Genomic DNA, 23,782 nt, shown 5'->3' with positions numbered 1-23,782 from the left:
CGTCAGCTCCAGATCGCCCGATCGGGCCAAAGCAGCCATGCCAGGATTGCGGCTATGGCGATCCATAGAACAATTACGATAGCAGCGCCGGCTGCGCTGCGCGGGCGCTCCAATCGCTGCGAGGCTTCGCGCCGGAACTCCGCCACAAGCTCATTCGGAATGAGCCTGACCGCCAGGATCATGCCCAGGGGAATCAGGAAAAGGTCGTCGAGATACCCTAGGATGGGTATGAAGTCCGGAATGAGATCGATGGGACTCAGCGCGTAGGCCGCAACGATAGCCGCGACTACTTTGGCGCCGAAAGGCGTGCGGCTATCGCGCGCCGCAATCCACAGCGCGACCACGTCCCGCTCGATCTCACGCGCCCATCTTTTCAGCCGCGAAAAGACCCCGGACATCAATCCCCCTCGTCCTCGTAGCCGACGAGGTGCAGCGGGCGGGCGGCGATGCCGTTGATCTGGCACCAGCGCACGATCGCCTCCTCGCGGCCATGCGTGACCCAGACCTCCCCTGCCCCGGTCTCGGAGATGGTGGCGACCAGTTCGTCCCAGTCGGCGTGGTCGGAGAGGATCAGCGGCAGTTCCACCCCGCGCTGCTTCGCCCGCTGGCGGATGCGCATCCAGCCCGAGGCGAAGGCCGACACCGGATCTACGAAGCGCCGCCCCCAGCGGTCGGAAAACGCCGATGGCGGCCCAACCACGATCCTGCCGGCGAAGTCCGTCTTACCGCCCTTGTCGACGGTCGCGGGCTCCAGAACGCCGAGATCGATCCCCTGCGTGGCATAGTAGTCGCAGAGCCGCTGCAACGCGCCATGAATGAAAATCGGCTCGGAATAGCCGGCGTCGCGCAGGAGCCGGATGACGCGCTGCGCCTTGCCGAGCGAATAGGCCCCGACGAGGTGCGTGCGCTCCGGAAACTGCGCCACCGATTTCAGCAGCGTCGCGATCTCCTCGCGATCATCCGGATGGCGGAAGACCGGAAGGCCGAACGTGGCCTCTGTGATGAAGACGTCGCACGACACCGGCTCGAAGCCGCGACAGGTCGGGTCGGCCCGTCGCTTGTAGTCGCCAGAGGCGACGATACTCTGCCCGCTATGCGCCACCCGTATCTGCGCCGAACCCAGCACATGCCCGGCCGGGTAGAACGTGACGGATACGCCGTTGATCGCGATCTCCTCGCCGAGGGCGGCGGCCTGTGTGGAACCGGCAAAACTCTCGCCGCAGCGGATCGCCATGATGTCCAGCGTCTCGCGCGTCGCAAGCACCGCGCCATGCCCCGCGCGCGCGTGGTCGGAATGGCCATGCGTGATCAGCGCCTTGTCGACCGGCTTCACCGGATCGATGAAGAAGTCGCCGGGCGGACAGTAGAGGCCTTCGGGTCTGGGCTGCAGCAGGTCGGAGGGACGCATGCCGCCAAGATAGTGTTTTCGCCGCACGGGAGAAGATGCCGGCGCATCTGGAACTGGTGCAGGACGCAACCGCCTGATCCGCCCTTCGATAGGCTCGCGATTCGCGTTCGACAGGCTCAGTATGAGGGGTTTGGGGTTTGAGGCGCCAGGTTCCGGTGCACCGGCGCGCGCAAGGCTCTTCATCTTGGTGCGTGGTTCGACAAACTCACCATGAGGGACGTCGGTGATGCGACGAATTCACCGGAGCGTTGCCGGTTGGCTCCCCGCCTGTTCGACACACCGAGGACGCCGAAATGACCGTGCAAGTCAGCGGACTCTCAGTAGCCCTCATGGTGAGCCTGTCGAACCACGAGGGCGCTTGGCCCATTCATGTCATCCACTTCGGAATACGGGCAGCGCTGAGGCAACCTCGTCACCCAGCCCAGGGCAGCCGGTCGAGATCGACGTTGCCGCCCGTGAGGATGACCCCCACCCTTTGCCCGGCGAACAGTTCCCGGTTCTTCAGCACCGCCGCTACCGCCACCGCGCTCGACGGCTCGATGACGATCTTCATGCGCTCCCAGACGAGGCGCATCGCATCGACGATTTCCTGCTCGCTTACCGGAAGGACGGCCTCGACATGCTGGGACACGAAATGGAACGTCAGCGGCTTCAGCGAGGCCTTAAGCCCATCGGCAACCGTCTGCGGCGCGTCGTCCTCGACGATATGACCCGCGCGCTTTGAGCGATAGGCATCGTCGGCCTGTTCCGGTTCGGCGGCGAAGACTTTTGTCGCGGGGGAGAGGCCCGAAGCCGCCAGGCACGTTCCGCTGATCAGCCCGCCGCCACCGACCGGGGCGACGATCGCGTCGAGGGGACCCGCATCCTGCAGGAGTTCCAGCGCCGCGGTCCCCTGCCCGGCAATCACCCGGGCGTCGTCGAACGGATGGAGGAAGGCCGCGCCGGTCCGCTCGAGCACGCCGGCGACCGTCTCCTCCCGCGCCTTCGTCCCAGGCGCGCAGGTGACGACCTCGCCGCCATAGCCGCGAACGCCGTCGAACTTCGGCCTGGCCGCCGTTTCCGGCATGACGATCGTCGCCGCGATGCCGCGGCGCGCGGCGGCATAGGCGATGGCCTGGCCGTGGTTGCCGGAGGAATGGGTCGCGACGCCGCGCTTCGCCTCCTCGTCCGTCAGGCTGAAGACCGCGTTGCAGGCGCCGCGCGCCTTGAACGCGCCGACCTTCTGGAAATTCTCGCACTTGAAGAACAGGCTGGCGCTCGAAAGCCCGTCGAGATGGCCGTTCGTCAGGACCGGCGTGCGGTGCACGTGCGGGCGCACGCGTTCATGCGCGGCGAGAACGTCGTCGAAGGTCGGGATCAACATCGTGGGTTCAGGCCGCCTTCTTCGCCAGCCGCTGCCGTATGCTTTCGACATCTGCGCGCGGCGTCGCCGCGAACAGCGTCCTCGTATAGTCGTGCTTCGGATCGGCGAACACCGCGTCGCGGGAGCCGTATTCCACCGCCTCGCCGAAATACATGACCATCACGTCGTCGGCGATGTATTTCACGACCGACAGGTCGTGGCTGATGAAGACGTAGGTGAGTTTGAACTCGTCCTGCAGGTCGGCAAGGAGGTTCAAGACCTGCGCCTGCACCGAAAGGTCGAGCGCCGAGACGGGCTCGTCGAGCACGAGCAGGCGCGGATTGAGCATCAGCGCCCGCGCGATCGCGATGCGCTGCCTCTGGCCGCCCGAAAACATGTGCGGATAGCGGTTGAAGTGTTCCGGGGCGAGCCCGACCTTCAAGAGCATCTGCATGGCGCGGTCGCGCCGCTCGGCGGCGGGGATGCCGGTGTTGACGAGCAGCGGCTCGCCAAGCACGTCGCCGATCTTCTGGCGAGGATTGAGCGACCCGTAGGGGTTCTGGAACACGATCTGCACCTTGCGGCGCATTTCCGGCGTCATCGACTGCGTGCGGATGTCGACCGGCGCGCCATCGATGAGGAGTTCGCCGGCCGTCTGGGCGTCGATCATCGTGATGATGCGCGCCAGCGTCGATTTTCCGCACCCGGATTCGCCGACGATTGCCAGGGTCTTGCCCTTCTCGACCTTGAACGAGACGCCCTTCACCGCGTGCACCACCCGCTCCTTGGCAAACAGCCCACCGCCGATGCGATAGTCGCGGACGATGTTGCGGCCTTCAACGACGATCTCGCTCATCGGACGTCTCCCGCCGGCTCGAAGCCATCCATGAAGCTCGCGATGGTCGGCAGCCGGTCACCGGTGGCGCGCTCCGGCAGCGCCGAAAGCAGCGCCTTGGTGTAGTTGCTCTTCGGGTTCTCGAACAGCGACAGCACGTCGGCCTCCTCCATCTTGCGCCCCTTGTACTGGACGATGACCCGATCAGCCGTCTCGGCGACCACGCCCATGTTGTGGGTGATCATGATCAGCCCCATTCCGTGTTCGGTCTGCAGCGACATGAGAAGGTCGAGGATCTGCTTCTGGATCGTCACGTCCAGCGCCGTGGTCGGCTCGTCGGCGATAAGGAGCTTGGGATTGCAGGCGAGCGCCATGGCGATCATGACGCGCTGGCACTGGCCGCCCGACATCTGGTGCGGGAACGACGAAAGCCGCTGTTCCGGATCCGGGATGCCGACGTCGCGCAGCAGTTCGACCGCGCGCCGGCGCCGCGCCTTGCGGTCGAGCCCGAGATGGAAGCGCAGCACCTCCTCGATCTGGAAGCCGACCGTGAAGCACGGGTTCAGGCTCGACATCGGCTCCTGGAAGATCATGGCGACGTCCTTGCCGATCAGCTTGCGGCGGTCCGCCTCGCTCATGTTCAGGATGTCGAGCCCCTCGAACTCCATCCGGTCGGCGGTGACCTTGGCCGTCCAGGGCAGAAGCCCCATGACGGCCAGCATCGAGACCGACTTGCCCGACCCGGACTCGCCGACGATCGCCAGCACCTCGCGTTCGTCGACGGTGAGCGAAATGCCGTCGACCGCCCGGAACGGCCCGGTCGCGGTGGCGAATTCGACGACGAGGTTCTCGATGGTCAAAAGGGGCATCGTCAGCTCCTCTTCAGCTTCGGGTCCAGCGCGTCCCGCAATCCGTCGCCCATCAGGTTGATTGCCAGCACGGTTACGAGGATGGCAATGCCGGGCAGCGTAACCACCCACCAGGCGCGCAGGATGAACTCGCGCGCCTCGGCAAGCATGGTCCCCCATTCGGGCGTCGGCGGCTGCGCGCCCATGCCGAGGAAGCCGAGCGCGGCGGCGTCGAGGATCGCGGTCGAAAACGACAGCGTCGCCTGCACGATCAGCGGCGCCATGCAGTTCGGCAGGATGGTCCTGAACATCAGCCTGAGCGGCTTCGCTCCGGCAACGCGCGCCGCAACCACGTAGTCCTTGCCCTTCTCCGTCATGACGGCCGCGCGGGTCAGGCGCACGAAATGCGGCTGCAGCACGAGCGCAATGGCGATCATGGCGTTCATCAGCCCGGGGCCGAGCACCGCGACCAGCACCAGCGCCAGGAGGAGCGACGGGAAGGCCAGGATGATGTCCATCAGCCGCATGATGACCGTGTCCACCCAGCCGCGGAAATAACCGGCGATCACGCCAACGAAGATGCCGCCGGTGAGCGCCAACGTCGTCACGACCACGCCGATGAACAGCGAGTACTGCGCGCCGAAAAGCAGCCTCGAGAGCATGTCGCGGCCGACCTGGTCGGTTCCGAGAAGGAACGCGGCTCGTCCGCCGTCCTGCCAGAAGGGCGGAACCAGGACCGCGTCGCGGAACTGGGCGTTCGGATCATGCGGCGCGATCACGTGTGCCAGCAACGCCAGAACGACGAGAAACACGAACACGACGAGGCCGATGACGGCGCCCTTGTTCTCCGAAAAATAGAACCAGAATTCCGTCAGCATCTGCCGCCGCGAGGCAGCGCCCGCCTTGGCCTGGTCCATTGCCGTGGTTGTCGCCTCAGCCATTTCCGACCTCAGTGCCTGATGCGCGGGTTGATGAGGCCGTACAGGATGTCGACCATGAGATTGACCAGCATGATGATGGCCGCGATCAGCAGAAGCCCGCCCTGGATGACCGGATAATCGCGCCGGAACACCGAATCCACCATCCACTTGCCGATGCCGGGCCACGAGAAGATCGTCTCCGTGAGGATCGCGCCGGCGAGCATCACGCCGACCTGCAATCCGATCGTGGTGACGACGGGGATCATGGCGTTGCGCAGCGAATGGACGGCGATGACGCGGAACGGCGGCATGCCTTTGGCGCGGGCCGTGCGCACATAGTCCTCGCCCAGCACCTCCAGCATGGCCGAGCGCGTCTGGCGCGCGATCACGGCGAGCGGGATCGTGCCGAGCACGATCGTGGGCAGGATCAGGTGGCTCGCGGCCGAGCGGAAGGCTCCCGCCTGCCCCGACAAAAGCGAATCGATCAGCATGAAACCGGTGGTCTGCGGGAAGTAGTAGAGCAGTGATATCCGGCCCGAAACCGGCGTCCATTGCAGGATGCCCGAAAACAGGATGATGAGCAGCAGCCCCCACCAGAAGATCGGCATGGAATATCCCACGAGCGCGGTTCCCATGATCGTCTGGTCGAAGAACGACCCCCGTTTGATCGCCGCGAAGACGCCGGCCGGAATGCCGATCAGCACGGCGAAGATGATGGCGCACAGCGACAGTTCCAGCGTCGCCGGAAAGAGCTCGCCGAACTGGTAGAGCACCGGCTGCTTGGTGACGATCGACGTGCCGAAATCGCCGCTCAGGATACCGCCGAGATAGTCGAGATACTGCACGACCAGCGGCCGGTCGTATCCGAGTTCGCGGGAGATCTGCTCGTAGCGGTCCTGCGACATCACCCGCTCGCCCGACATCAGCATGACGGGGTCGCCGGGAAGCAGCCGGATGAACGAGAATGCGATGATCGAGACCCCGATGAAGGTCGGGATCAGCACGGCCAGCCGGCCGAGGAGGAACCTGAGCATCTGATACCCTTGTTGCCGGAGATCAGCGACACCCGGCTGAGTAGCACAAAAGCAGCGGGGGCGCTCGCACCGCGATCGCCCCCGCCAGCCCGTTCTAGTGCACCTTATTCGGCGAGGTCGACGCCGGAGAAGCTGTGCTGGCCGAGAGGGCTCATGACGTAGCCCTGCACTTCCTTGCGCATCGGCATCACGACCAGGCTGTGGTCGATCGTTGCCCACGGCGCCTCGCGCTTGAAGACCTCCTGCGCCTGCTCGTAGAGCTTCGTGCGCTCGTCCTTGTCGGTGGTGGTCTTGGCCTTGTTCACCAAGCCGTCGAACTCCTCGTTGCACCACTGCGCGCGGTTGTTGCCGCCGACCGCGTCGCAGCCGAGCAGGGTGTGGAGGAAGTTGTCCGGATCGCCGTTGTCGCCGGTCCAGCCGAGCATCACGGCGCCGTCGCGGTCCTTTTCCTTCGAGCGCGAGAGATACTCCGCCCATTCGTAGGAAACGATCTCGGCTTCGACGCCGACCGCCGCGAGGTCGGACTGGATGAGTTCGGCCGCGCGGCGCGCGTTGAGCATGTACGGGCGCGCCACCGGCATGGCCCATACCTTCATCTTGAGGTCCGTGACGCCGGCTTCCTCAAGCATCTTCTTGGCCGCTTCCGGATCGTACGGATCGTCCTGGATGGCATCGTTGTAGGACCACATCGTCGGCGGGATCGGGTTCTTGGCCGGCGTGGCCGCGCCCTGGAACACGGCGTCGACGATGGCCTGCTTGTTGATCGCCATGTTCAGCGCCTTGCGCACCTCGGTCTTGTCAAAGGGCGCCTGGGTGGTGTTGTAGGCGAGGTAGGCGACGTTCAAGCCTTCCTGCTCCATCACCGTCAGGTCCGCATTGGACTTCATGGACTCCACGTCCGCGGCGTTCGGATACGGGAAGATGTGGCACTCGCCGGCTTGCAGCTTCTGCAGGCGTACCGCCGCGTCGGTCGTGATGGCGAAGACGAGATCGTCGATCGCTTCCTTGCCCTTCCAGTAATCCTCATTGGCGCGATAGCGGATCACCGCGTCCTGCTGGTAGTTCACGAACTCAAACGGACCGGTGCCGAGGGGCATCTGGTTCAGCTGATCCATCTTGCCGTCGGCTTCCAGCTTGTCGGCATATTCCTTCGACATGATGGAGGCGAAGTCCATGCCGAGATTGGCCAGGAACGGCGCTTCCGGCTTATTCAGGGTGAACTTCACCGTCATGTCGTCGACCTTCTCGATCGACTTGATCAGATCGGGCATGCCCATGCCGTTGAAGTATTCCCATGCGGCGCCGGCCACGTACTGGTTCCAGGGATTGTCGGCCTTCAACTGACGTTCGAAAGAGTACAGGACGTCATCGGCGTTCATGTCCCGCGACGGCGTGAAGAAGTCCGTCGACTGGAACTTCACCCCGGGACGCAGTTTGAATGTGTACTCCAGCCCGTCGTCGGAGACTTCCCAGCTTTCGGCCAGGCCGGGCTCGATCTGTGTCGTGCCGGGGGTGAATTCGACGAGGCGGTTGTAGACCGGGCGCGAAGAAGCGTCGAAGGTGGTGCCGGCCGTGTAGAGCGCGGGATCGAAGCCCTCGGGCGATCCCTCAGAGCAGTAGACCAGCGTCTTGGCGCTCGCGGCACCGCTCAACACCGTCGCGGCCAGCAGAGCGGCCGCGAAACTAAACCTTTTCATCAATGATACTCCCAGTTCTGTCGTCCGGAACCGTTGTGTCCCGGCCCTTGGAAGGCGGCATATAAGCACCGTTTGATCGCCAAGAAAACTCCCCGAAGCGCTGTCGCCACGGAAGGTCGCCGGACGGACAGAGCATTTCCGGGCCGCATCCATCCTTTGCCACAAAGTGCTGCCCGCTTTGCAATTCCGGCTTCCCTATCCTAACTGGATCGAACGGACGAAGAACGAGATCGGATCGCTCCATGGAATTGGCCCCTGACGAAATCCTGACATTCTGGTTCGTAGAACACGGGCCGGCCGACTGGTTCGCCGGCAGCAAGGAATTCGACGCGGAGATTCGGTCCCGCTTCCTCCCGCTCTGCCGGACGTTGCTGTCGAGCCGGGCTGACGATCACCTCGGCGATCCCCGCACGGCGCTTGCAGCGGTCATCGTTCTCGATCAGTTTCCCCGCCAGGTCTTCCGCGGAACCCCCGACGCGTTCCTGGGAGACCCCGTCGCGATCGCGATCACCCAGGGCGCCATCTCGCGGGGATACGATTCTGATCTCACGCCGGACGAGAAGCAGTTCCTCTACATGCCGCTGATGCACTCCGAGGTCCTGTCGGACCAGGAACTCTGTGTGAAGCTGTTCCATGATCTCGGGAACGAGAACAGCCTGAAATACGCGATCGAACATCGCGACATCATCGCGACCTACGGCCGCTTTCCCCACCGCAACCGCATTCTCGATCGCGACAGCACGTCGGAAGAGCTGAAATTCCTCTCTAACCACGAAGGGTTCGGCCAATAGCGGCACGCGGCGGTTCGCCATGCGGGAAAAGGGATACGCTTACGTTGGGGCAACGCTTGCGCGCTCTTCGGCATTGCTCCTAGATACGGTCAGCTACGCCGGCAGTGGATCGGTGGAGGATGGGCGAAGGGCCAGGTCGTGACTGGCGCCGTCGCCTGCAACGGCTCGGGAGGCAAGGAATGGCCACGAACAACGGGGCGGCTCAGGTCGTCCATCGCCCTTGGCTGAAAAGCTATCCGCAGGGTATTCCCGCCGACATAGCCGGGCTCCCGGCGAATTCGATCGGCGAGCTTCTGGTCCAGTCCTGCCGGAAGTATCCCGATCGCCCCGCCTTCACCTGCATGGACAAGTCGCTGACCTATTCCGAGGTCGAGAAGGCCTCCTCCGGCTTCGGTGCCTTCCTTCAGTCCAAGGGCCTCGCCAAGGGTGCCCGCGTCGCGCTGATGATGCCGAACGTGCTGCAGTATCCGGTCGCGATGATGGGCACGCTGCGCGCTGGCTATACCGTGGTCAACGTCAATCCGCTCTATACGGCCCGCGAACTCGAGCACCAACTCAACGATTCCGGCGCCGAGGCGATCGTGATTCTCGAAAATTTCGCGTCCGTCCTGCAGGCGGTCGTCGCCCGCACCAAGGTCAAGCATGTGATCGTCGCCTCGATGGGCGACATGCTTGGCCTCAAGGGGCTGATCGTCAATCTCGTCGTCCGCCGCGTCAAGAAGATGGTGCCGGCCTGGTCCCTGCCCGGCCATGTCAGGTTCAACGACGCGATGAAGGCCGGTGCCGCCGCGAGCCTGAAGGCCGTCGCGGTCGGTCCCGACGACGTTGCGTTCCTGCAATACACCGGCGGCACGACCGGAGTCTCGAAGGGCGCGACCCTGCTGCATCGCAACGTTCTCGCCAACGTCGCCCAAAACGCGCTGTGGATCGAGGCGGCATATGCAAAGAAGCCGCGGCCGGACCGGCCGGTCTATCTCTGCGCCCTGCCGCTCTACCATATCTACGCGCTCACCGTGAACGCGCTGATGGGCATGGAACAGGGCGCGCAAAACATCCTGGTGCCCAACCCCCGCGACATCCCCGCGCTGGTCAAGGAGTTCCAGAAGTACAGGATCAACATCTTCCCGGGCCTGAACACGCTCTTCAACGCCCTCCTGAACAACGAGGATTTCCAGAAGCTCGATTTCTCGCCCATGGTCCTGACCTTCGGTGGCGGCATGGCCGTGCAGCGTCCGGTGGCGGATCGCTGGAAGAAACTGACGGGGCTGGTGATCGCCGAGGGCTACGGCCTGTCCGAGACCTCGCCCGTTGCCACCGGCAACCGCTTCGACGCGAACGAATTCTCGGGCACGATCGGCCTGCCGATCCCCTCGACCGAGATCGTCATCCGAGACGAGGACGGCAACGACCTGCCGACCGGCGAGGTCGGCGAGATCTGTATCCGCGGACCGCAGGTGATGGCCGGCTACTGGAACCGTCCCGACGAGACCGCCAAGGTCATGACGCCGGACGGCTTCTTCAAGTCCGGCGACATGGGCTTCATGGACGCGGACGGTTTCGTCAAGATCGTGGACCGCAAGAAGGACATGATCCTGGTCTCCGGCTTCAACGTCTATCCCAACGAGATCGAGGACGTCATCGCCGGCCATCCCGGCGTGCTGGAGGTCGCGGCCGTCGGCGTGCCGGACGAGCATTCGGGCGAGGTCCCGAAGGTCTTCATCGTCAAGAAGGACCCGGCGCTGACCGCCGACGATATCCGAACCTGGTGCAAGGACAAGCTGACCGGCTACAAGCGCCCCAAGCAGATCGAGTTCCGCACGGAACTGCCGAAGACCAACGTCGGAAAGATTCTCAGGCGGGAGTTGAGGGGCTGAGCGGGATATTGGAAGCAAGCGCGGTCAGTCGTCAGCCGCCGCATTCCGCCGCCCTGCCGAGCAGGAAATCCCTCTCCCGCTCGTTGCGGGTCAGCGTCGCGGCGTGCTCGAATTCCGGGCGTGCCTCGGCGAGACGACCGGCGCGATAGAGGAAATCGCCGCGCGCCGCGGGCAGCGGCGCATAGTTGCGCAGCACGCCGGTCGGCGAAATCGCGTCGAGCAGCGCGAGGCCCGTCTCGGGGCCGAACGCCATGCTGTGGGCGACCGCCCGGTTGAGTTCGACCACCGGCGACGGAACCACGTCGCGCAGGATGTCATAGAGCGAAGCGATCCTTGCCCAGTCCGTGTCTTCGATGCTTTTCGCACGCGCGTGGCAGGCGGCGAGCGCGGCCTGGAGCGTGTAGGGTTGGCGTCCCCCGCCGAGCCGCTCGGCACGGTCGAGCGCTTCCAGGCCGCGGCGGATCAGGAGCCGGTCCCAGCGCCCGCGGTCCTGCTGAAGGAGGGTGAGCATCGTGCCGTCGGGCGCCGTGCGCGCGGCAAGCCGGGACGCCTGTATCTCCATCAGCGCCAGCAGCCCCGAAACCTCGGCTTCCTGCGGCAGCGCGGCGGCGAGGATACGCCCGAGCCGCTGCGCCTCCGAGCACAGTTGCGGCCGGATCAGATCCTCGCCCGCGGTCGCGGCGTAGCCCTCGTTGAAGATCAGGTAGATGACTTCCAGCACCGAAGGCAGACGCTCGGTCAGTTCCGCCCCTCGCGGGACCGCGAAGGTCAGACCCGCGCCAGCGAGCGCTTTCTTGGCGCGCACGATGCGTTGCGCGATGGTCGGCTCCGCGGCAAGGAACGCACGTGCGATCTCTCCCGTCGTCAGGCCGCCGATCAGCCGCAGCGTCAATGCCGCGCGGGATTCAGGGGCGAGCATCGGATGGCAGGCGGCGAAGATCAGGCCGAGCAGTTCGTCGCCGAGATCATCGTCGAGCGCCGCCTCGATCTCGTCGGCCGACTCGTCGATCTCGTTCTCAAGATCGCGGCCGATTTCGGCATGCTTGCGCTCGAGCATCCTGCGCCGCCGGAATGTGTCGATCGCCTTGCGCCTGGCGGCCGTCATCAGCCAGGCGCCGGGGTTGCGCGGCACACCGCCTTTCGGCCACTCCGCGAGAGCGCTTACCAGCGCGTCCTGCGCAAGTTCCTCAGCAAGATCGACGTCGCGCGTCAGGCGCGCCAGTCCCGCGATGAGGCGGGCCTGTTCCATCCTGAAAACGGTCTCGATCGCCTGGTGGACCTCGGACGACATGCCTCCCGATTAGGACGGTGCGGGAGGCATGGCAAGCCGATGGAGGCAGGCAGGGAGATGCCTCAGAGGCGCTCGTTCTTCCGGATCTTCTCGATCTCCTTGCCAAATTCCGGCTCCAGCAACTCGCCGAAATCGGCCGCTTCGTAGAGCGGACGGATCTCGATCTCGCTCGGGCCGAACATAGGGTTGGGGCAACGCTTCACCCATTCCACCGCCTCGGCCATGTCCTTGACTTCCCAGAGCCAATAGCCGGCGACCAGCTCTCGCGTCTCGGCGAAGGGCCCGTCGATCACGGTCCGGCTCGGCCCGTCAAAGGCGACCCGCTTGCCCTCCGACGATGGCTTCAGCCCGTCGCCGGCCAGAAGAACGCCGGCCTTGATCAGTTCGTCGTTGAACTTGCCCATCGCCTCAAGCATTTCGCGGGTCTCGCGCGGCGGCATCAGGCCGGCTTCGCTGTCTTCCGTGGCCTTGACGAAAACCATCACACGCATCGTACTTCTCCTTGGATCGCGGGAGGCCACCGTGGCCTTCCTGTCTCCACGACGAGCGGGCAGGCTCGGAATCGACAGGCTCCGAAAAAATCCTTCGCACCCGGTTCCGCTCCGGCATCCGGCATCGCCGAGAGCGGGCGCGAAAACGTCACCCGGCAAGATACGCCGGCAAATCCACCACCGAGTTCAGCACGGCGTCGGCCATCGGTTCCAGTCTCTCTCGCGTGCCCGTGCCCGAAAGCACCGCCACCGCCAGCCCCGCTCCGGCGGCGCGCGCCATTTCCAGGTCGTGGCGGTTGTCGCCGACCATCGCGACCTCTCGCGGCTTCAGGCCGGTGAGGTCGCAGAAAGCCTGGACCGTATCCGGCGCCGGCTTCGGCCGGGCCACGGCGTCGTATCCGTAAGCCGCAGCGAACATATGGGAGATGCCCAGCATCAGCAGCGTCTGCGACGCGCCTGCCGTGGAATCGTTGGTGGCGACGGCCATCCTGTAGCCCTTGCCGTGCAGGACGGCGAGCGCGTCGAGAACACCATCGAGCGGCACGGCGCGCAGCGCGCCCTCGTTGGCGGTGAATCGGTCGAAACGCTCGACGAGGCCCTTGCGCAGGCTCGGCGCGATGCCGGGATACCAGAGCGCGACGATGTCGGCATTGGTGCCGGCTGCGAAGACGGAGTCCGGCCGGAACCGGTTGGTCGAATAGTCGAAACCGGCCAGATCCATCAGATTGTCGGCCTTGTCGCGATCGCCGCCCGCCGCCTCGAGCGCCAGACGGTCTCCGATGGCGTGCCATGTCCGGTTGAAGTCGACGAGCGTGCCGTCCTTGTCGAAGAGAATGCCCCTGATGGTCATGCGCGTCCAGTCTCCGCCAGTCCGCGCAGATGGTCGACCAGTCCGGCGGTCGACGCATCGCTGCCGGCGGCATCCTTCCTTCCCTGAACGACGGGCAGTAGCGCGGTCGCAAGTTCCTTGCCGAGTTCCACGCCCCACTGGTCGAACGCGTTGATGCCGAAAAGCTGCGCTTCGACGAACACCCGATGCTCGTAGAGCGCGATCAGCCGCCCGAGCGAAAATGGGTCGAGCTGGCGATGGAGAATGGTGATCGACGGACGGTTGCCGGGGAAGACGCGGTGCGGGGCGGTTGCGTCCACCTTGGCGGCGTCCGTTCCCTTGGCCAGCATCTGCTCGCGCGCTTCCTCGAGCGTGCGGCCCTTCATGAGCGCTTCCGACTGGGCCAGGCAGTTGGCGAGCAGCAACTCGTGCTGGTGCCGCAGGTCCGGCTCGTGGCCGAGCGCAGCGGCGATGAATTCGACCGGAATGACGTCGCTTCCCTGGTGCAGCAGCTGGAAGAAGGCGTGCTGCCCGTTCGTGCCCGGCTCGCCCCAGACCAGCGGCCCGGTCGGGCTCCTGACCGAGCCGCCGTCGATCGTCACCGACTTGCCGTTCGACTCCATGTCGAGCTGCTGCAGATAGGCCGGCAGGCGCGCAAGCCGCTGGTCGTAGGGAATGACGGCCCGTGCCGGATAGCCACGCACGACCCGGTGCCAGAAGCCGACCAGCCCCATCACGACCGGGATGTTTTCGTTGAGCGGCGCAGAGCGGAAATGCTCGTCCATGGCATGCGCGCCGGAGAGGAAGTCGCGAAAGCGCTCCGCCCCGACCGCCAGCATGATCGGCAGCCCGATAGCCGACCAGAGCGAATAGCGCCCGCCGACCCAGTCCCAGAAGCCGAAGACGCGCTCGGAGGCGATGCCGAATTCGCCGACCTTGTCGAGCGCCGTCGACACCGCGGCGAAATGCGCGCCGACCGCATCGCCGCCGAGTGCCGCCTCGATCCACCGGCGCGCCGTAGCGGCATTGGTCATCGTCTCGATGGTCGTGAAGGTCTTGGAAGCCACGATCACCAGCGTCGTCGCCGGATCGAGATTTGCGAGCACGTCGTGGATATGCGCGCCGTCCACGTTCGATACGAAGTGCAGCCGGGGGCCGTCATGGTAAGGCGCGAGCGCGAGCGTCGCCATGGCCGGCCCGAGATCGGAGCCGCCGATGCCGATGTTGACGACGTCCGTGATCGGCTTGCCCGTGGCGCCTTTCGCCTCGCCCGAACGCACCGCCTGCGCGAACGCCGCCATGCGGTCGAGCACGTCGTGCACGTCCTGCATGACATTACGGCCGTCCACCTCGAACCGCGCGCCGCGCGGCGCGCGCAGCGCCACGTGCAGCACGGCACGGCCTTCGGTGGCGTTGATGGGGTCGCCTGCAAACATCGCGTCGCGGCGGGCTTCCACGTCCGCCGCCTTGGCAAGCCTGGCGAGGAGATCCATCGCGCGCGCGTCGACCGAGGTCTTCGACCAGTCGATAAGCAGGTCGTCGAGCCTCAGCGAAAACCGTGCGAAACGGCCCGGATCGGTCGCAAACGCCGAACGCAGATCCTCCGGTGCGAGATGTGCGGCATGTGTGTCGAGTTCCGCAAGCACGCGGGAGAAGGCGGTCCTGTTCACGGCGGTTCCTCTCGGCTGGTGCGTCACGGATAGAGCAATCCGCGCCCGAAAAGAAGTCTGCCTTCGCGACCGCCTGACACCATGCTGACCGCCGCCGTGGCACAATTGCCATGGAGACAAGAATCTGTGGCGCAACCGGTTGGACCAGCCTTGCCGCAGACCGTTCACATGTTTAGTGTTCGTGCTCAGGGAGCGAGAAAATGCCCGCAAGAAGCGATTCAGCCATCTGGTCCGGCCTGTTCACCATCTCGCCGGATTCCGGCCAGACCCTCCAGGCGCAGATCAGGCAGGCGATCGTGGCGGCCATCCTGGACCGGCAGATCGCCGCATCCATGCCCCTGCCCTCCTGTCGCATCCTGGCGGAAAAGCTCGGCGTCGCGCGCGGCACCGTGGTCCTCGCCTTCCAGCAGCTGGTGGATCAGGGTTTTCTCATTGCGCGCGAGCGTCGCGGCCACTTCGTCAATCCCGACGTCCTGACCTCGCCCTCCAAGCCCGCGCCGAAGCAGGACAACAACGCACCGGGCCTGAACTGGAAGGCGCGCCGCCGGATCGCGGCAAGCGACATGCCGCCGCCGATGAAGATGGAGAACTGGATCAAGTCCTCCTATCCCTTCGTCTACGGACAGTTCGATCCGGGCCTGTTCCCGACGGCCGAGTGGCGCGAGTGCAACCGCATGGCGCTGGCGGTGCTCGAGATCCGCAACTGGGCCGCCGACATGGTCGACCGCGACGACCCGCTGCTCATCGAGCAGATCCAGGCCCGGCTGCTGCCGCGCCGCGGCATCTTCGCCAATCCGGACGAGATCATCGTGACGCTGGGCGCCCAGAACGCCATCTACATGCTCGCCATGCTCCTGATGGCGAAGGGCTCGCGCGTGGCGATGGAAGATCCCGGCTATCCCGACGCCCGCTCGATCTTCCGGCTGGCCGGCGCCGAGATCGATCCCGTCAGGGTCGACCAGCACGGCATCGTCACCCGCGATATCCCGGCCGGGAGCGGCTTCGTCTTCGTCACGCCCAGCCACCACTGCCCGACTATGGTACCGCTTTCGGAGGAACGCCGCCGCGAACTTCTGGCTCAGGCCGCGCGCAACGACCAGATCATCATCGAGGACGGCTACGACAGCCAGCTGATCGACGACGCGCCGCAGCAGGCCCTGAAGAGCCTCGACCGCGCCGGCCGCGTCATCCATGTCGGCTCCATGTCGAAGACCCTCGCGCCAGGCCTGAGACTCGGCTACATCGTTGCCTCGGCCGACCTCATCGCCGAACTGAGGGCGTTGCGCCGCTTCATGCTGCGCCATCCGCCGGCCAACAACCAGCGTGCCGTGGCGCTCTTCCTGTCGCTTGGCCACCACGACGCCCTGGTGCGCAAACTGTCGAATGCCTTCGCCGAGAGGCGCAAACGATTGGTCCAGGCGATCTCCGCCTTCCTTCCCGAATGGCGCGCGGCGGATTCGGCCGGCGGCACCTCGGTCTGGCTGGAAGGGCCACAGGGCACCGACGCCGCCAAGCTTGCCGAGCATGCCGCCGCCCGCAGCGTGCTGGTCGAGCCCGGCGCACGCTTCTTCGACGCGGGCGACGCGCCGCGCCGTTTCATGCGCCTCGGCATCTCCTCGATCGCGCTCCAGCACATCGAGCCCGGCATCCGCGAACTCGCCACCGCCGCGGGCAGGCGTCCGGCCGCGGCCTGACAGTCCGGCCGTCCGCCGGCCCGGATCTGGCCCAATTGGATCAGAGCCCGGCCGTGCGTGGCCCAACCGCGCCGCAGCCCGCCGCAGCATAGTTGGACGTGCACCGATGACACCGGAACGAAAGATTCCGGCCTCGGTTGAACGGGGATTGCGGGAGTATCGGAATGCCTGTGCTTGCTGAAGACAGCGGTTCGATCGAGCAGCGCGCGCGCCGCTCCGGCGGGCGCGAGGCGCGCCGCGCGATGCGCGCGGCTCCGCTGGCCGACGACGTGAGGCCGATACGCGCCGGCATGGAGGGCGGGCGTCTCGGCGTCCTGTCCGGGAACGACCTCGAACGCATCCACGAAGCGGTCCTGACGGTGCTGGAGACGGTCGGCTTCGCCAACGCCATTCCCTCCTGCATCGAGGCGCTGACCCGCGTCGGCGCCGACTACGGCGCGGACGGGCGCATCCGCTTCCCGCGCAACCTGGTGCTGGAGACGATCCGCAACGCGCCCCGGCAGTTCACCCTCTACGGGCAGGACCCGAAGCACGACATGCTCGTGCAGGGAAAGAAGGTGCACTACGGCACGGCCGGTGCGGCCGTTCACGTCGTCGACGTCGAGAAGCGTGAGTATCGCGAATCGCTGCTCCAGGACATCTACGACGCGGCGCGCATCGTCGACCTGATGGACAACATTCACTTCTTCCAGCGGCCGATGGTCCCGCGCGACATGGTCGATCCGCTCGACATGGATTTCAACACGCTCTACGCCTGCGTGACCGGCACGACCAAGCATGTCGGCACGTCCTTCACCGTGCGCGAGAACGTCGCCCCCGCGCTGGAAATGCTCTACGCGATCGCCGGTGGCGAGGAGAATTTCCGGGCGCGCCCCTTCGTCTCCAACTCCAACTGCTTCGTCGTCCCGCCGATGAAATTCGCCGAGGATGCCTGCGGCGTGCTCGAAGCCTGCGTGGAAGGCGGCATTCCGATCCTGCTTCTGTCGGCAGGCCAGGCCGGCGCCACCGCGCCCGCCGCCATCGCCGGCGCCGTCGTGCAGGCGGTGGCCGAGGTCCTGGCCGGTCTCGTCTACGTAAACGCGCTGAAACCGGGACACCCGGCGATCTTCGGCACCTGGCCCTTCGTCTCCGACCTTCGGACGGGCGCCATGTCGGGCGGTTCGGGCGAACAGGCCCTCTTGACCTCCGCCTGCGCCCAGATGGCGCAGTTCTACGACCTTCCCGGCGGATCGGCGGCGGGCATGGCGGACTCCAAGATGCCGGACATCCAGGCCGGCTACGAGAAGGGCATCACCAATGTGATGGCGGGTCTGTCGGGGCTCAACCTCGTCTACGAGTCGGCCGGCATGCACGCCTCGTTGCTGGGGTTCTGCCTCGAAAGCCTGATCATCGACAACGACATGCTCGGCCAGTGCCTGCGATGCGTGCGCGGCATCGAGGTCAGCGATGCTGCGCTATCGGTCGACAGCATAACCGACGTCTGCCTCAACGGGCCGGGGCACTATCTCGGCCACGCCCAGACACTGAAACTCATGCAGACCGAATATTTCTACCCCGCCATCGCCGACCGGTTCTCGCCCAAGGAATGGGTCGAGAAGGGCCGTCCGGACATCCTGGAGCGCGCCATCACGGAAAAGCGCCGTATCCTGTCCACCCATTTTCCCCGACATGTGGGCAAGGCTGTCGACGAGAGGCTGCGTGCCCGCTTCGAGAACATCCATCTTCCCCGCGGCGCGATGGGTTACTGAAATCCGGGCCGGCCAAGGGTCCGCCATTTTGCTTTCTTGCTCCTGTCGCGGCGCTCGACAGGCCTGGCTCTCGGCTTGCTGCAATTCCACCGCCCTGCATCGCGTGCGATCCGGGCCACCACGCGGTACCTCGGTGGTCGCCGGATATCGCGGCGCAATCAATGCTCTTCAGCCGATCGTCGGTGTGATCCAAGAGCTTTCGGGAACCGTATTGCCTTCCATTCCCATTTTGCCGTTGCATCAAGTCGATCCGCGTTTTCCGGATTTATGTATTTTTGCTGCCCGTGGGGAAATAGCAGCAATTTAACGAACTTTGTTAACCAGGCCGGACTACGGTCGTTGCAAAGAGGCGGCGACATCCACGAGTCCGATTCGCATCGGGGTCCGGCCAGTGCCGGCGGCTCCCGGACGTCGCGGGAGCGCTTCTTTTAAAACCGGACCAGCGCGACCATAGGGGGATAGATTGGCGAATTTCTTCGGCGGCCTTGGACGTTCCAAGGGCAGCAAGGACCACATCGCGGAGTTGGAGGCGAAAGTCGCCGCGATCTTGCGTTCGCAGGCAGTCATCGAGTTCGATCTCGACGGAACTGTTATTGCCGCGAACCAGAACTTCCTTTCGGCCATGGGCTACACGGAGGCGGAAATCGTCGGCAAGCATCACTCCATGTTCGTGGACCGCAGTTACGCCAACAGCGGCGAATACCGCCAGTTCTGGGAGCGCCTGAACCGCGGCGAGTTCATCGCCCAGAAATTCCAGCGCTTTGGCAAAGGCGGCAAGGAAGTGTGGATCGAGGCCTCGTACAACCCGCTGCTCAAGCCGGATGGCAAGCCCTTCAAAGTGGTGAAGTTTGCCGCCGACGTCAGCGAAGTGGAATTCGAGCGCAGGCGCAACGAGGAGGAACGGGCGGCCCGTACCGCGGAACAGACGCGTGTCGTGGATGCCCTTGCCGCCGGACTGAAGAACCTCGCTGCGGGCAACCTCACGCACGACATTTCCGAGCGTTTCCCCGCCGAGTATGACGCCTTGAGGGTCGACTTCAACCGGACCATCGATGCCCTTCGCAGCGCATTGTCGTCGATTGCAAGCGGCGCCGACGCCGTGCGCGACGGCACCTCCGAGATCACCCGCGCGTCCGACGACCTGTCGAAGCGCACGGAGCAGACGGCGGCGAGCCTGGAGGAGACCGCGGCCGCGCTCAACGAATTGACCGACATGGTCAAGAAGACCGCGGAAGGCGCTCGCACGGCCAATGCGACGGTTTCCGCCACCCGGAGCGAGGCTGAGAAGAGCGGCCAGATCGTCCAGCAGGCGATCGCCGCGATGGAGCAGATCGAGAAGTCCTCCGAGCAGATCAGCCAGATCATCGGCGTGATCGACGAGATCGCATTCCAGACCAACCTGCTCGCGCTCAACGCGGGCGTCGAGGCCGCGCGCGCCGGCGAAGCGGGCCGCGGCTTCGCTGTGGTCGCGCAGGAAGTCCGCGCGCTGGCGCAGCGCTCGGCCGAGGCGGCCAAGGAGATCAAGACGCTGATCTCGACGTCGACCGAACACGTCGAAAGCGGCGTGTCGCTCGTCGGCACCACGGGCACGGCGCTGATGCGCATCGTATCGTCCTTCGGCGGCATCAGCCAGTTGGTCGGGGAGATGGCGGCATCGGCCGAGAACCAGGCCACGGGCATCGCCCAGATCAACGTCGCGGTTGGCCAGATGGACCAGACGACACAGCAGAACGCCGCCATGGTGGAGGAATCGACCGCCGCGGCCCATTCGCTGGCCAGGGAGGCCGATGGCATGGCCGCCCTGGTTGCAAGGTTCGAACTGGGCGACGGATCGCCCGTGCCGGCCGCGCCGCGCCGCACGCCGCCACGGCATGAAGGGAATGTCCGCATCCAGCAGGCGAAGGTTGCCTCCTTCGCCGCGCACCGCTCCTCCGCCGTCCGCAAAGCCGACCCCGTGGACGAGGCGGACGGATGGCAGGAATTCTAGAGAGCCGCGAGATGCCTTCAACGCTTTCGGACCGCGAAGGGATTTCGGAAGCGGAGTGGCTCGACCAGATTGCCGACAAGGCGGAAGCGTTCGTCAGCAACATACTGGAGACCATCAGCGGCCTCCAGGTTCTGCTTCCCGAGGCGGAACGAAGCGAACTGCACCGGCAACGCCTGGCCGAGGTGAAGCAGCGGATCGAAATGCTCGACGCGCTTTTGATCGAGTGCCGGAAACTTTCCGCCGGGGCATCGAGTGGGGAATAGGAGCGCCGGAGCACGGATTTGAGCATCCGTGCTCCGGTAATTCGATACCGAACACCTGCCGAGAGACTGTCGCTGCGGAAGCTGGCGCCGAGTGTACGAGACAACCGGTGCGTGCTAACCATCACCGATGATTCGCGCCGTCCGGCGGCCGGAAACAGTCGGACCTGGATGAAAGACGACTCGGTACTCCTGCTCAAGTTCCAGACCCCGGGAACATCGCCCGAGGCCAGGAAGCGATTGAGCTGGCGCGGCTTTTCGGTGGAGCATACGAGCATATCCGATCCCACGCCTTATTCCTTCGAGGTCAGCGGTGAACGCCACTACCTGGCGCTGCACGACCTGGTCCTCGACGAGGGCGAGATGAAGGTCGATGGCCTCGCGCCGATCGAAGGCAGGGATCTGCGGAACCGTCTGACCTACATGCCGCGGCATTGCCGTGCGACGGGCTTTGCTGTTCCGAGGGCGCGCGAAAACAGCTTCACGACCCTCTACTTCGATCCCGAGATAATCTCGGCCGAAACGGAGCGGCTCTATGGGAACGACGGCGTTCCCATGATCTACTTCGACGATCGCCGGCTGCGGTCCACGCTGCAAAAGCTGCGAACGATCGCGACGGCGCGGGAAAGCGCGGCGAATGACCTCGACGACGTCTACGCCGAGACTCTGGGCCTTCTGGCCGTCATCGAACTTGCACAGCTGCAGGCCAAGGGCGGCCGTTCCGAAGACTCGCCCAGGCCGGGGCTCTCGGACGCGCAACGCAATCGCGTGCTCGACTACATCGAAGCCAACCTGGTCTCGGATCTCAATCTCGATGCGCTGGCTGCCGTGGCAAAGCTCAGCCGTTTCCATTTCGCACGGGAATTCAAGGCATGCGTCGGGGTGCCGCCCTATGCCTATGTCCTGCAACGCAGGATCGAAATGGCCAGACATCTCCTGAAGACGACGCGTCTTCCGATCGCCGAGATCGCCGCCGGGAGCGGCTTCAGGACGGCGAGCCATTTCGTCGGTGCATTCCAGAAGGCGACGGGAACGACGCCCACCGATTTCCGGCGCTCCTGAGCCGCCCGTCTCCACTGTGAAGTGCGGCTCCGCCCGCCGATGATTGCCACCGGCGAGAGGGTGCGGCACATTCAGTGGTTGTTGCGCGGTATGCCCATTTCCTGGGCGATCCGGTGATACTTCACCGCCGGCTTCAGCACCATTCCCTCGGAAAGCTGGTCCACCATCCCGCGCTGGATCTCCTGCCAGGGCGTCTGGTGCGCGGGGAAGCGGTATCCCCCCTCCTCCGAAAGCGCGGATCTGCGTCTTGCCAGTTCCTCCTCGTCGACCAGGATGTCGGCGCGTCCCTTGTTAAGGTCGATCCTCACGCGGTCGCCGTCACGCAGCAGGGAAAGGCCACCGCCCGCGGCAGCCTCCGGCGAGGCGTTCAGGATCGAGGGCGACCCCGAGGTTCCGGACTGCCGCCCGTCGCCGATGCAGGGCAGCGCATGGATCCCCTGCTTCAGGAGGGCGGCCGGCGGCTGCATGTTCACGACCTCCGCTCCGCCGGGATAGCCGATCGGCCCCGTGCCCCGCATGAAGAGGATCGTATGCTCGTCGATGCCGAGCGCGGGGTCCTCGATGCGGGCATGGTAGTCTTCCGGCCCGTCGAATACGGCTGCCACGCCCTCGAAGGCTTCTGGATCGGCCGGGTTGGAGAGGTAGCGGTCGCGGAACTCCTTCGAGATCACGGAGGTCTTCATGATGGCCGAATCGAAGAGATTGCCCTTCAGGTTGATGAAGCCAGCATGTTCCTTCAGCGGCGTCGCGACCGGCCGGATGACGTTCGGATCGAGGTTCTCCGTTCCGCGGCAATTGTCGCCGAGCGATTTGCCGTTCACGGTCTTCGCGTCGGAATGCGGCAGAAGACCCGCCTTCATGAGTTCGGCGATCACCGCCGGCACGCCACCGGCATGGTGATAGTCTTCGCCGAGATATTCGCCCGCGGGCTGCAGGTTGACCAGCAGCGGCACGTGGTGTCCGACCCGCTGCCAGTCGTCGTTATCGAGCGCCACGCCGAGATGACGGGCAATCGCATTGAGATGGATCGGTGCGTTCGTCGATCCGCCGATGGCGGAGTTGACGACGATGGCGTTCTCGAAGGCCTGGCGCGTCATGATGTCGGAGGGCTTCAGATCCTCCCACACCATCTCCACGATGCGCTTGCCGGTCTGATAGGCCATCTGTCCGCGCTCGCGGTAGGGTGCGGGAATGGCCGCCGATCCGGGCAGTTGCATTCCCAGCGCCTCGGCGAGCGAGTTCATGGTGGTGGCCGTGCCCATGGTGTTGCAGTAGCCGACCGACGGGGCCGAGGAAGCGACCATGTCCATGAACTGGCCGACGTCGATCTGGCCCTCCGCCAGCAACTCGCGCGCCTTCCACACGATGGTTCCCGAGCCGGTGCGCTCGCCGCGGTACCAGCCGTTGAGCATCGGGCCGACCGACAGCGCGATCGCAGGAATGTTGACGGTGGCCGCCGCCATCAGGAGGGCCGGCGTGGTCTTGTCGCAGCCGATGGTGAGGACGGCGCCGTCCAGCGGATAGCCGTACAGGATTTCGACCAGGGAGAGATACGCGAGGTTGCGGTCCAGCGCCGCGGTCGGGCGCTTGCCGGTCTCCTGGATCGGGTGGACGGGAAACTCCATCGGGATGCCGCCCGCCGCCTCGATGCCGGCGCGGACCCGCTTGGCGAGTTCGAGATGATGGCGGTTGCAGGGAGACAGGTCGGAGCCCGTCTGGGCGATGCCGATGATCGGCTTGCCCGACTGCAACTCCTCGCGCGTCAGTCCGTAGTTGAGGTAGCGCTCCAGGTAGAGCGCCGTCATGCCGGGATCGTCCGGATTGTCGAACCATTGCTGCGAGCGCAACTTGGTGCCCTGTTTCCTGGAACCGTCCGGATCGCTCATGATTTCCTCCATGCCTGCGCCATAGCGATAGTGCACGGGCGTGACATGGGCAAGCGCAGGGGCCGCCGCCGCGATGGACAACCCCCTGCGCGTGCGCTAATTCCGTCGCGAACAC

General features: G+C 65.3%; 20 protein-coding genes. 7 read left to right on the top strand and 13 right to left on the bottom strand.

Features of this window, described 5'->3' with window-relative positions:
• Nucleotides 1-2: 2 nt before the first annotated feature.
• From ABGN05_RS01355 to ABGN05_RS01320, 8 genes are all read right to left on the bottom strand, one after another.
• A complete protein-coding gene (locus ABGN05_RS01355) occupies nucleotides 3-398 on the bottom strand; it encodes a YkvA family protein (RefSeq protein WP_367952194.1) in 396 nt (131 codons plus the stop codon).
• Nucleotides 398-1,408 carry a ligase-associated DNA damage response exonuclease gene (locus ABGN05_RS01350; protein ID WP_367953118.1) on the bottom strand — a complete coding sequence of 337 codons (1,011 nt, stop codon included), beginning with the start codon at nucleotides 1,406-1,408 and terminating at the stop codon, nucleotides 398-400. Before ABGN05_RS01350 ends, ABGN05_RS01355 begins: the two co-directional genes overlap by 1 nt.
• A 412-nt stretch (nucleotides 1,409-1,820) precedes the next feature.
• Nucleotides 1,821-2,771 carry a beta-hydroxyaspartate dehydratase BhcB gene (gene bhcB, locus ABGN05_RS01345; protein WP_367952193.1) on the bottom strand — a complete coding sequence of 317 codons (951 nt, stop codon included), beginning with the start codon at nucleotides 2,769-2,771 and terminating at the stop codon, nucleotides 1,821-1,823.
• A 7-nt stretch (nucleotides 2,772-2,778) separates the two neighbouring features.
• Entirely contained in the window at nucleotides 2,779-3,606 is an 828-nt protein-coding gene (locus tag ABGN05_RS01340; RefSeq protein ID WP_367952192.1) for an ABC transporter ATP-binding protein, read from the bottom strand.
• Nucleotides 3,603-4,454 carry an ABC transporter ATP-binding protein gene (locus ABGN05_RS01335; protein ID WP_367952191.1) on the bottom strand — a complete coding sequence of 284 codons (852 nt, stop codon included), beginning with the start codon at nucleotides 4,452-4,454 and terminating at the stop codon, nucleotides 3,603-3,605. The genes ABGN05_RS01340 and ABGN05_RS01335 overlap by 4 nt, the downstream gene beginning before the upstream one ends.
• A 2-nt stretch (nucleotides 4,455-4,456) precedes the next feature.
• The gene (locus tag ABGN05_RS01330; RefSeq protein ID WP_367952190.1) at nucleotides 4,457-5,374 is read right to left on the bottom strand and encodes an ABC transporter permease subunit; all 918 of its coding nucleotides are present in this window, start codon (nucleotides 5,372-5,374) and stop codon (nucleotides 4,457-4,459) included.
• Between the two features lie 8 nt (nucleotides 5,375-5,382).
• Nucleotides 5,383-6,387: an ABC transporter permease subunit gene (locus ABGN05_RS01325; protein ID WP_367952189.1), complete on the bottom strand. Its 1,005-nt coding sequence runs from the start codon at nucleotides 6,385-6,387 to the stop codon at nucleotides 5,383-5,385.
• A 104-nt stretch (nucleotides 6,388-6,491) separates the two neighbouring features.
• Nucleotides 6,492-8,084, bottom strand: a complete 1,593-nt coding sequence (locus ABGN05_RS01320) for an ABC transporter substrate-binding protein (RefSeq protein WP_367952188.1) — start codon at nucleotides 8,082-8,084, stop codon at nucleotides 6,492-6,494.
• Nucleotides 8,085-8,326: 242 nt separating this feature from the next.
• On the opposite strand from ABGN05_RS01320, the gene ABGN05_RS01315 reads away from it, so the two are divergent.
• Complete coding sequence (locus ABGN05_RS01315) at nucleotides 8,327-8,875, top strand: DUF924 family protein (RefSeq protein ID WP_367952187.1); 549 nt, start codon at nucleotides 8,327-8,329, stop codon at nucleotides 8,873-8,875.
• Nucleotides 8,876-9,054: 179 nt separating this feature from the next.
• Nucleotides 9,055-10,749, top strand: a complete 1,695-nt coding sequence (locus ABGN05_RS01310) for a long-chain fatty acid--CoA ligase (RefSeq protein WP_367952186.1) — start codon at nucleotides 9,055-9,057, stop codon at nucleotides 10,747-10,749.
• A 31-nt stretch (nucleotides 10,750-10,780) separates the two neighbouring features.
• Here ABGN05_RS01310 and ABGN05_RS01305 read toward each other — a convergent pair whose 3' ends face one another.
• From ABGN05_RS01305 to pgi, 4 genes are all read right to left on the bottom strand, one after another.
• The gene (locus ABGN05_RS01305) at nucleotides 10,781-12,040 is read right to left on the bottom strand and encodes an RNA polymerase sigma factor (RefSeq protein ID WP_367952185.1); all 1,260 of its coding nucleotides are present in this window, start codon (nucleotides 12,038-12,040) and stop codon (nucleotides 10,781-10,783) included.
• Nucleotides 12,041-12,102: 62 nt separating this feature from the next.
• A complete protein-coding gene (locus tag ABGN05_RS01300; protein WP_367952184.1) occupies nucleotides 12,103-12,531 on the bottom strand; it encodes a YciI family protein in 429 nt (142 codons plus the stop codon).
• 148 nt (nucleotides 12,532-12,679) lie between these two features.
• On the bottom strand, nucleotides 12,680-13,381 hold the full coding sequence (locus ABGN05_RS01295; RefSeq protein ID WP_367952183.1) for an HAD family hydrolase: 702 nt from the start codon (nucleotides 13,379-13,381) through the stop codon (nucleotides 12,680-12,682).
• Nucleotides 13,378-15,030 (bottom strand): glucose-6-phosphate isomerase, encoded by a 1,653-nt coding sequence (gene pgi, locus ABGN05_RS01290; protein ID WP_367952182.1) that lies wholly within the window; start codon nucleotides 15,028-15,030, stop codon nucleotides 13,378-13,380. Before pgi ends, ABGN05_RS01295 begins: the two co-directional genes overlap by 4 nt.
• A 200-nt stretch (nucleotides 15,031-15,230) precedes the next feature.
• Here pgi and ABGN05_RS01285 point away from each other — a divergent pair, with 200 nt between their 5' ends.
• The 5 genes from ABGN05_RS01285 to ABGN05_RS01265 all read left to right on the top strand — a co-directional run bounded on the left by ABGN05_RS01285 (nucleotide 15,231) and on the right by ABGN05_RS01265 (nucleotide 21,781).
• A complete protein-coding gene (locus ABGN05_RS01285) occupies nucleotides 15,231-16,724 on the top strand; it encodes an aminotransferase-like domain-containing protein (protein ID WP_367952181.1) in 1,494 nt (497 codons plus the stop codon).
• A 164-nt stretch (nucleotides 16,725-16,888) separates the two neighbouring features.
• Nucleotides 16,889-18,472 (top strand): trimethylamine methyltransferase family protein, encoded by a 1,584-nt coding sequence (locus tag ABGN05_RS01280; protein ID WP_367952180.1) that lies wholly within the window; start codon nucleotides 16,889-16,891, stop codon nucleotides 18,470-18,472.
• Between the two features lie 463 nt (nucleotides 18,473-18,935).
• The gene (locus ABGN05_RS01275) at nucleotides 18,936-20,459 is read left to right on the top strand and encodes a methyl-accepting chemotaxis protein (protein ID WP_367952179.1); all 1,524 of its coding nucleotides are present in this window, start codon (nucleotides 18,936-18,938) and stop codon (nucleotides 20,457-20,459) included.
• On the top strand, nucleotides 20,444-20,722 hold the full coding sequence (locus tag ABGN05_RS01270) for a hypothetical protein (protein ID WP_367952178.1): 279 nt from the start codon (nucleotides 20,444-20,446) through the stop codon (nucleotides 20,720-20,722). Before ABGN05_RS01275 ends, ABGN05_RS01270 begins: the two co-directional genes overlap by 16 nt.
• A 168-nt stretch (nucleotides 20,723-20,890) precedes the next feature.
• Entirely contained in the window at nucleotides 20,891-21,781 is an 891-nt protein-coding gene (locus tag ABGN05_RS01265) for a helix-turn-helix domain-containing protein (RefSeq protein ID WP_367952177.1), read from the top strand.
• A 71-nt stretch (nucleotides 21,782-21,852) separates the two neighbouring features.
• On the opposite strand, the gene ABGN05_RS01260 is transcribed toward ABGN05_RS01265, so the two are convergent.
• Nucleotides 21,853-23,667, bottom strand: coding sequence for an IlvD/Edd family dehydratase (locus ABGN05_RS01260; RefSeq protein ID WP_367952176.1), 1,815 nt, complete (start codon nucleotides 23,665-23,667; stop codon nucleotides 21,853-21,855).
• Nucleotides 23,668-23,782: the final 115 nt, after the last annotated feature.

The organism is Aquibium pacificum, from assembly GCF_040839445.1.
Taxonomy (GTDB): domain Bacteria; phylum Pseudomonadota; class Alphaproteobacteria; order Rhizobiales; family Rhizobiaceae; genus Aquibium; species Aquibium pacificus.
The sequence above is the reverse complement of the archived record's forward strand: the minus strand, read 5'-3'. Positions and strand labels throughout refer to the sequence as shown.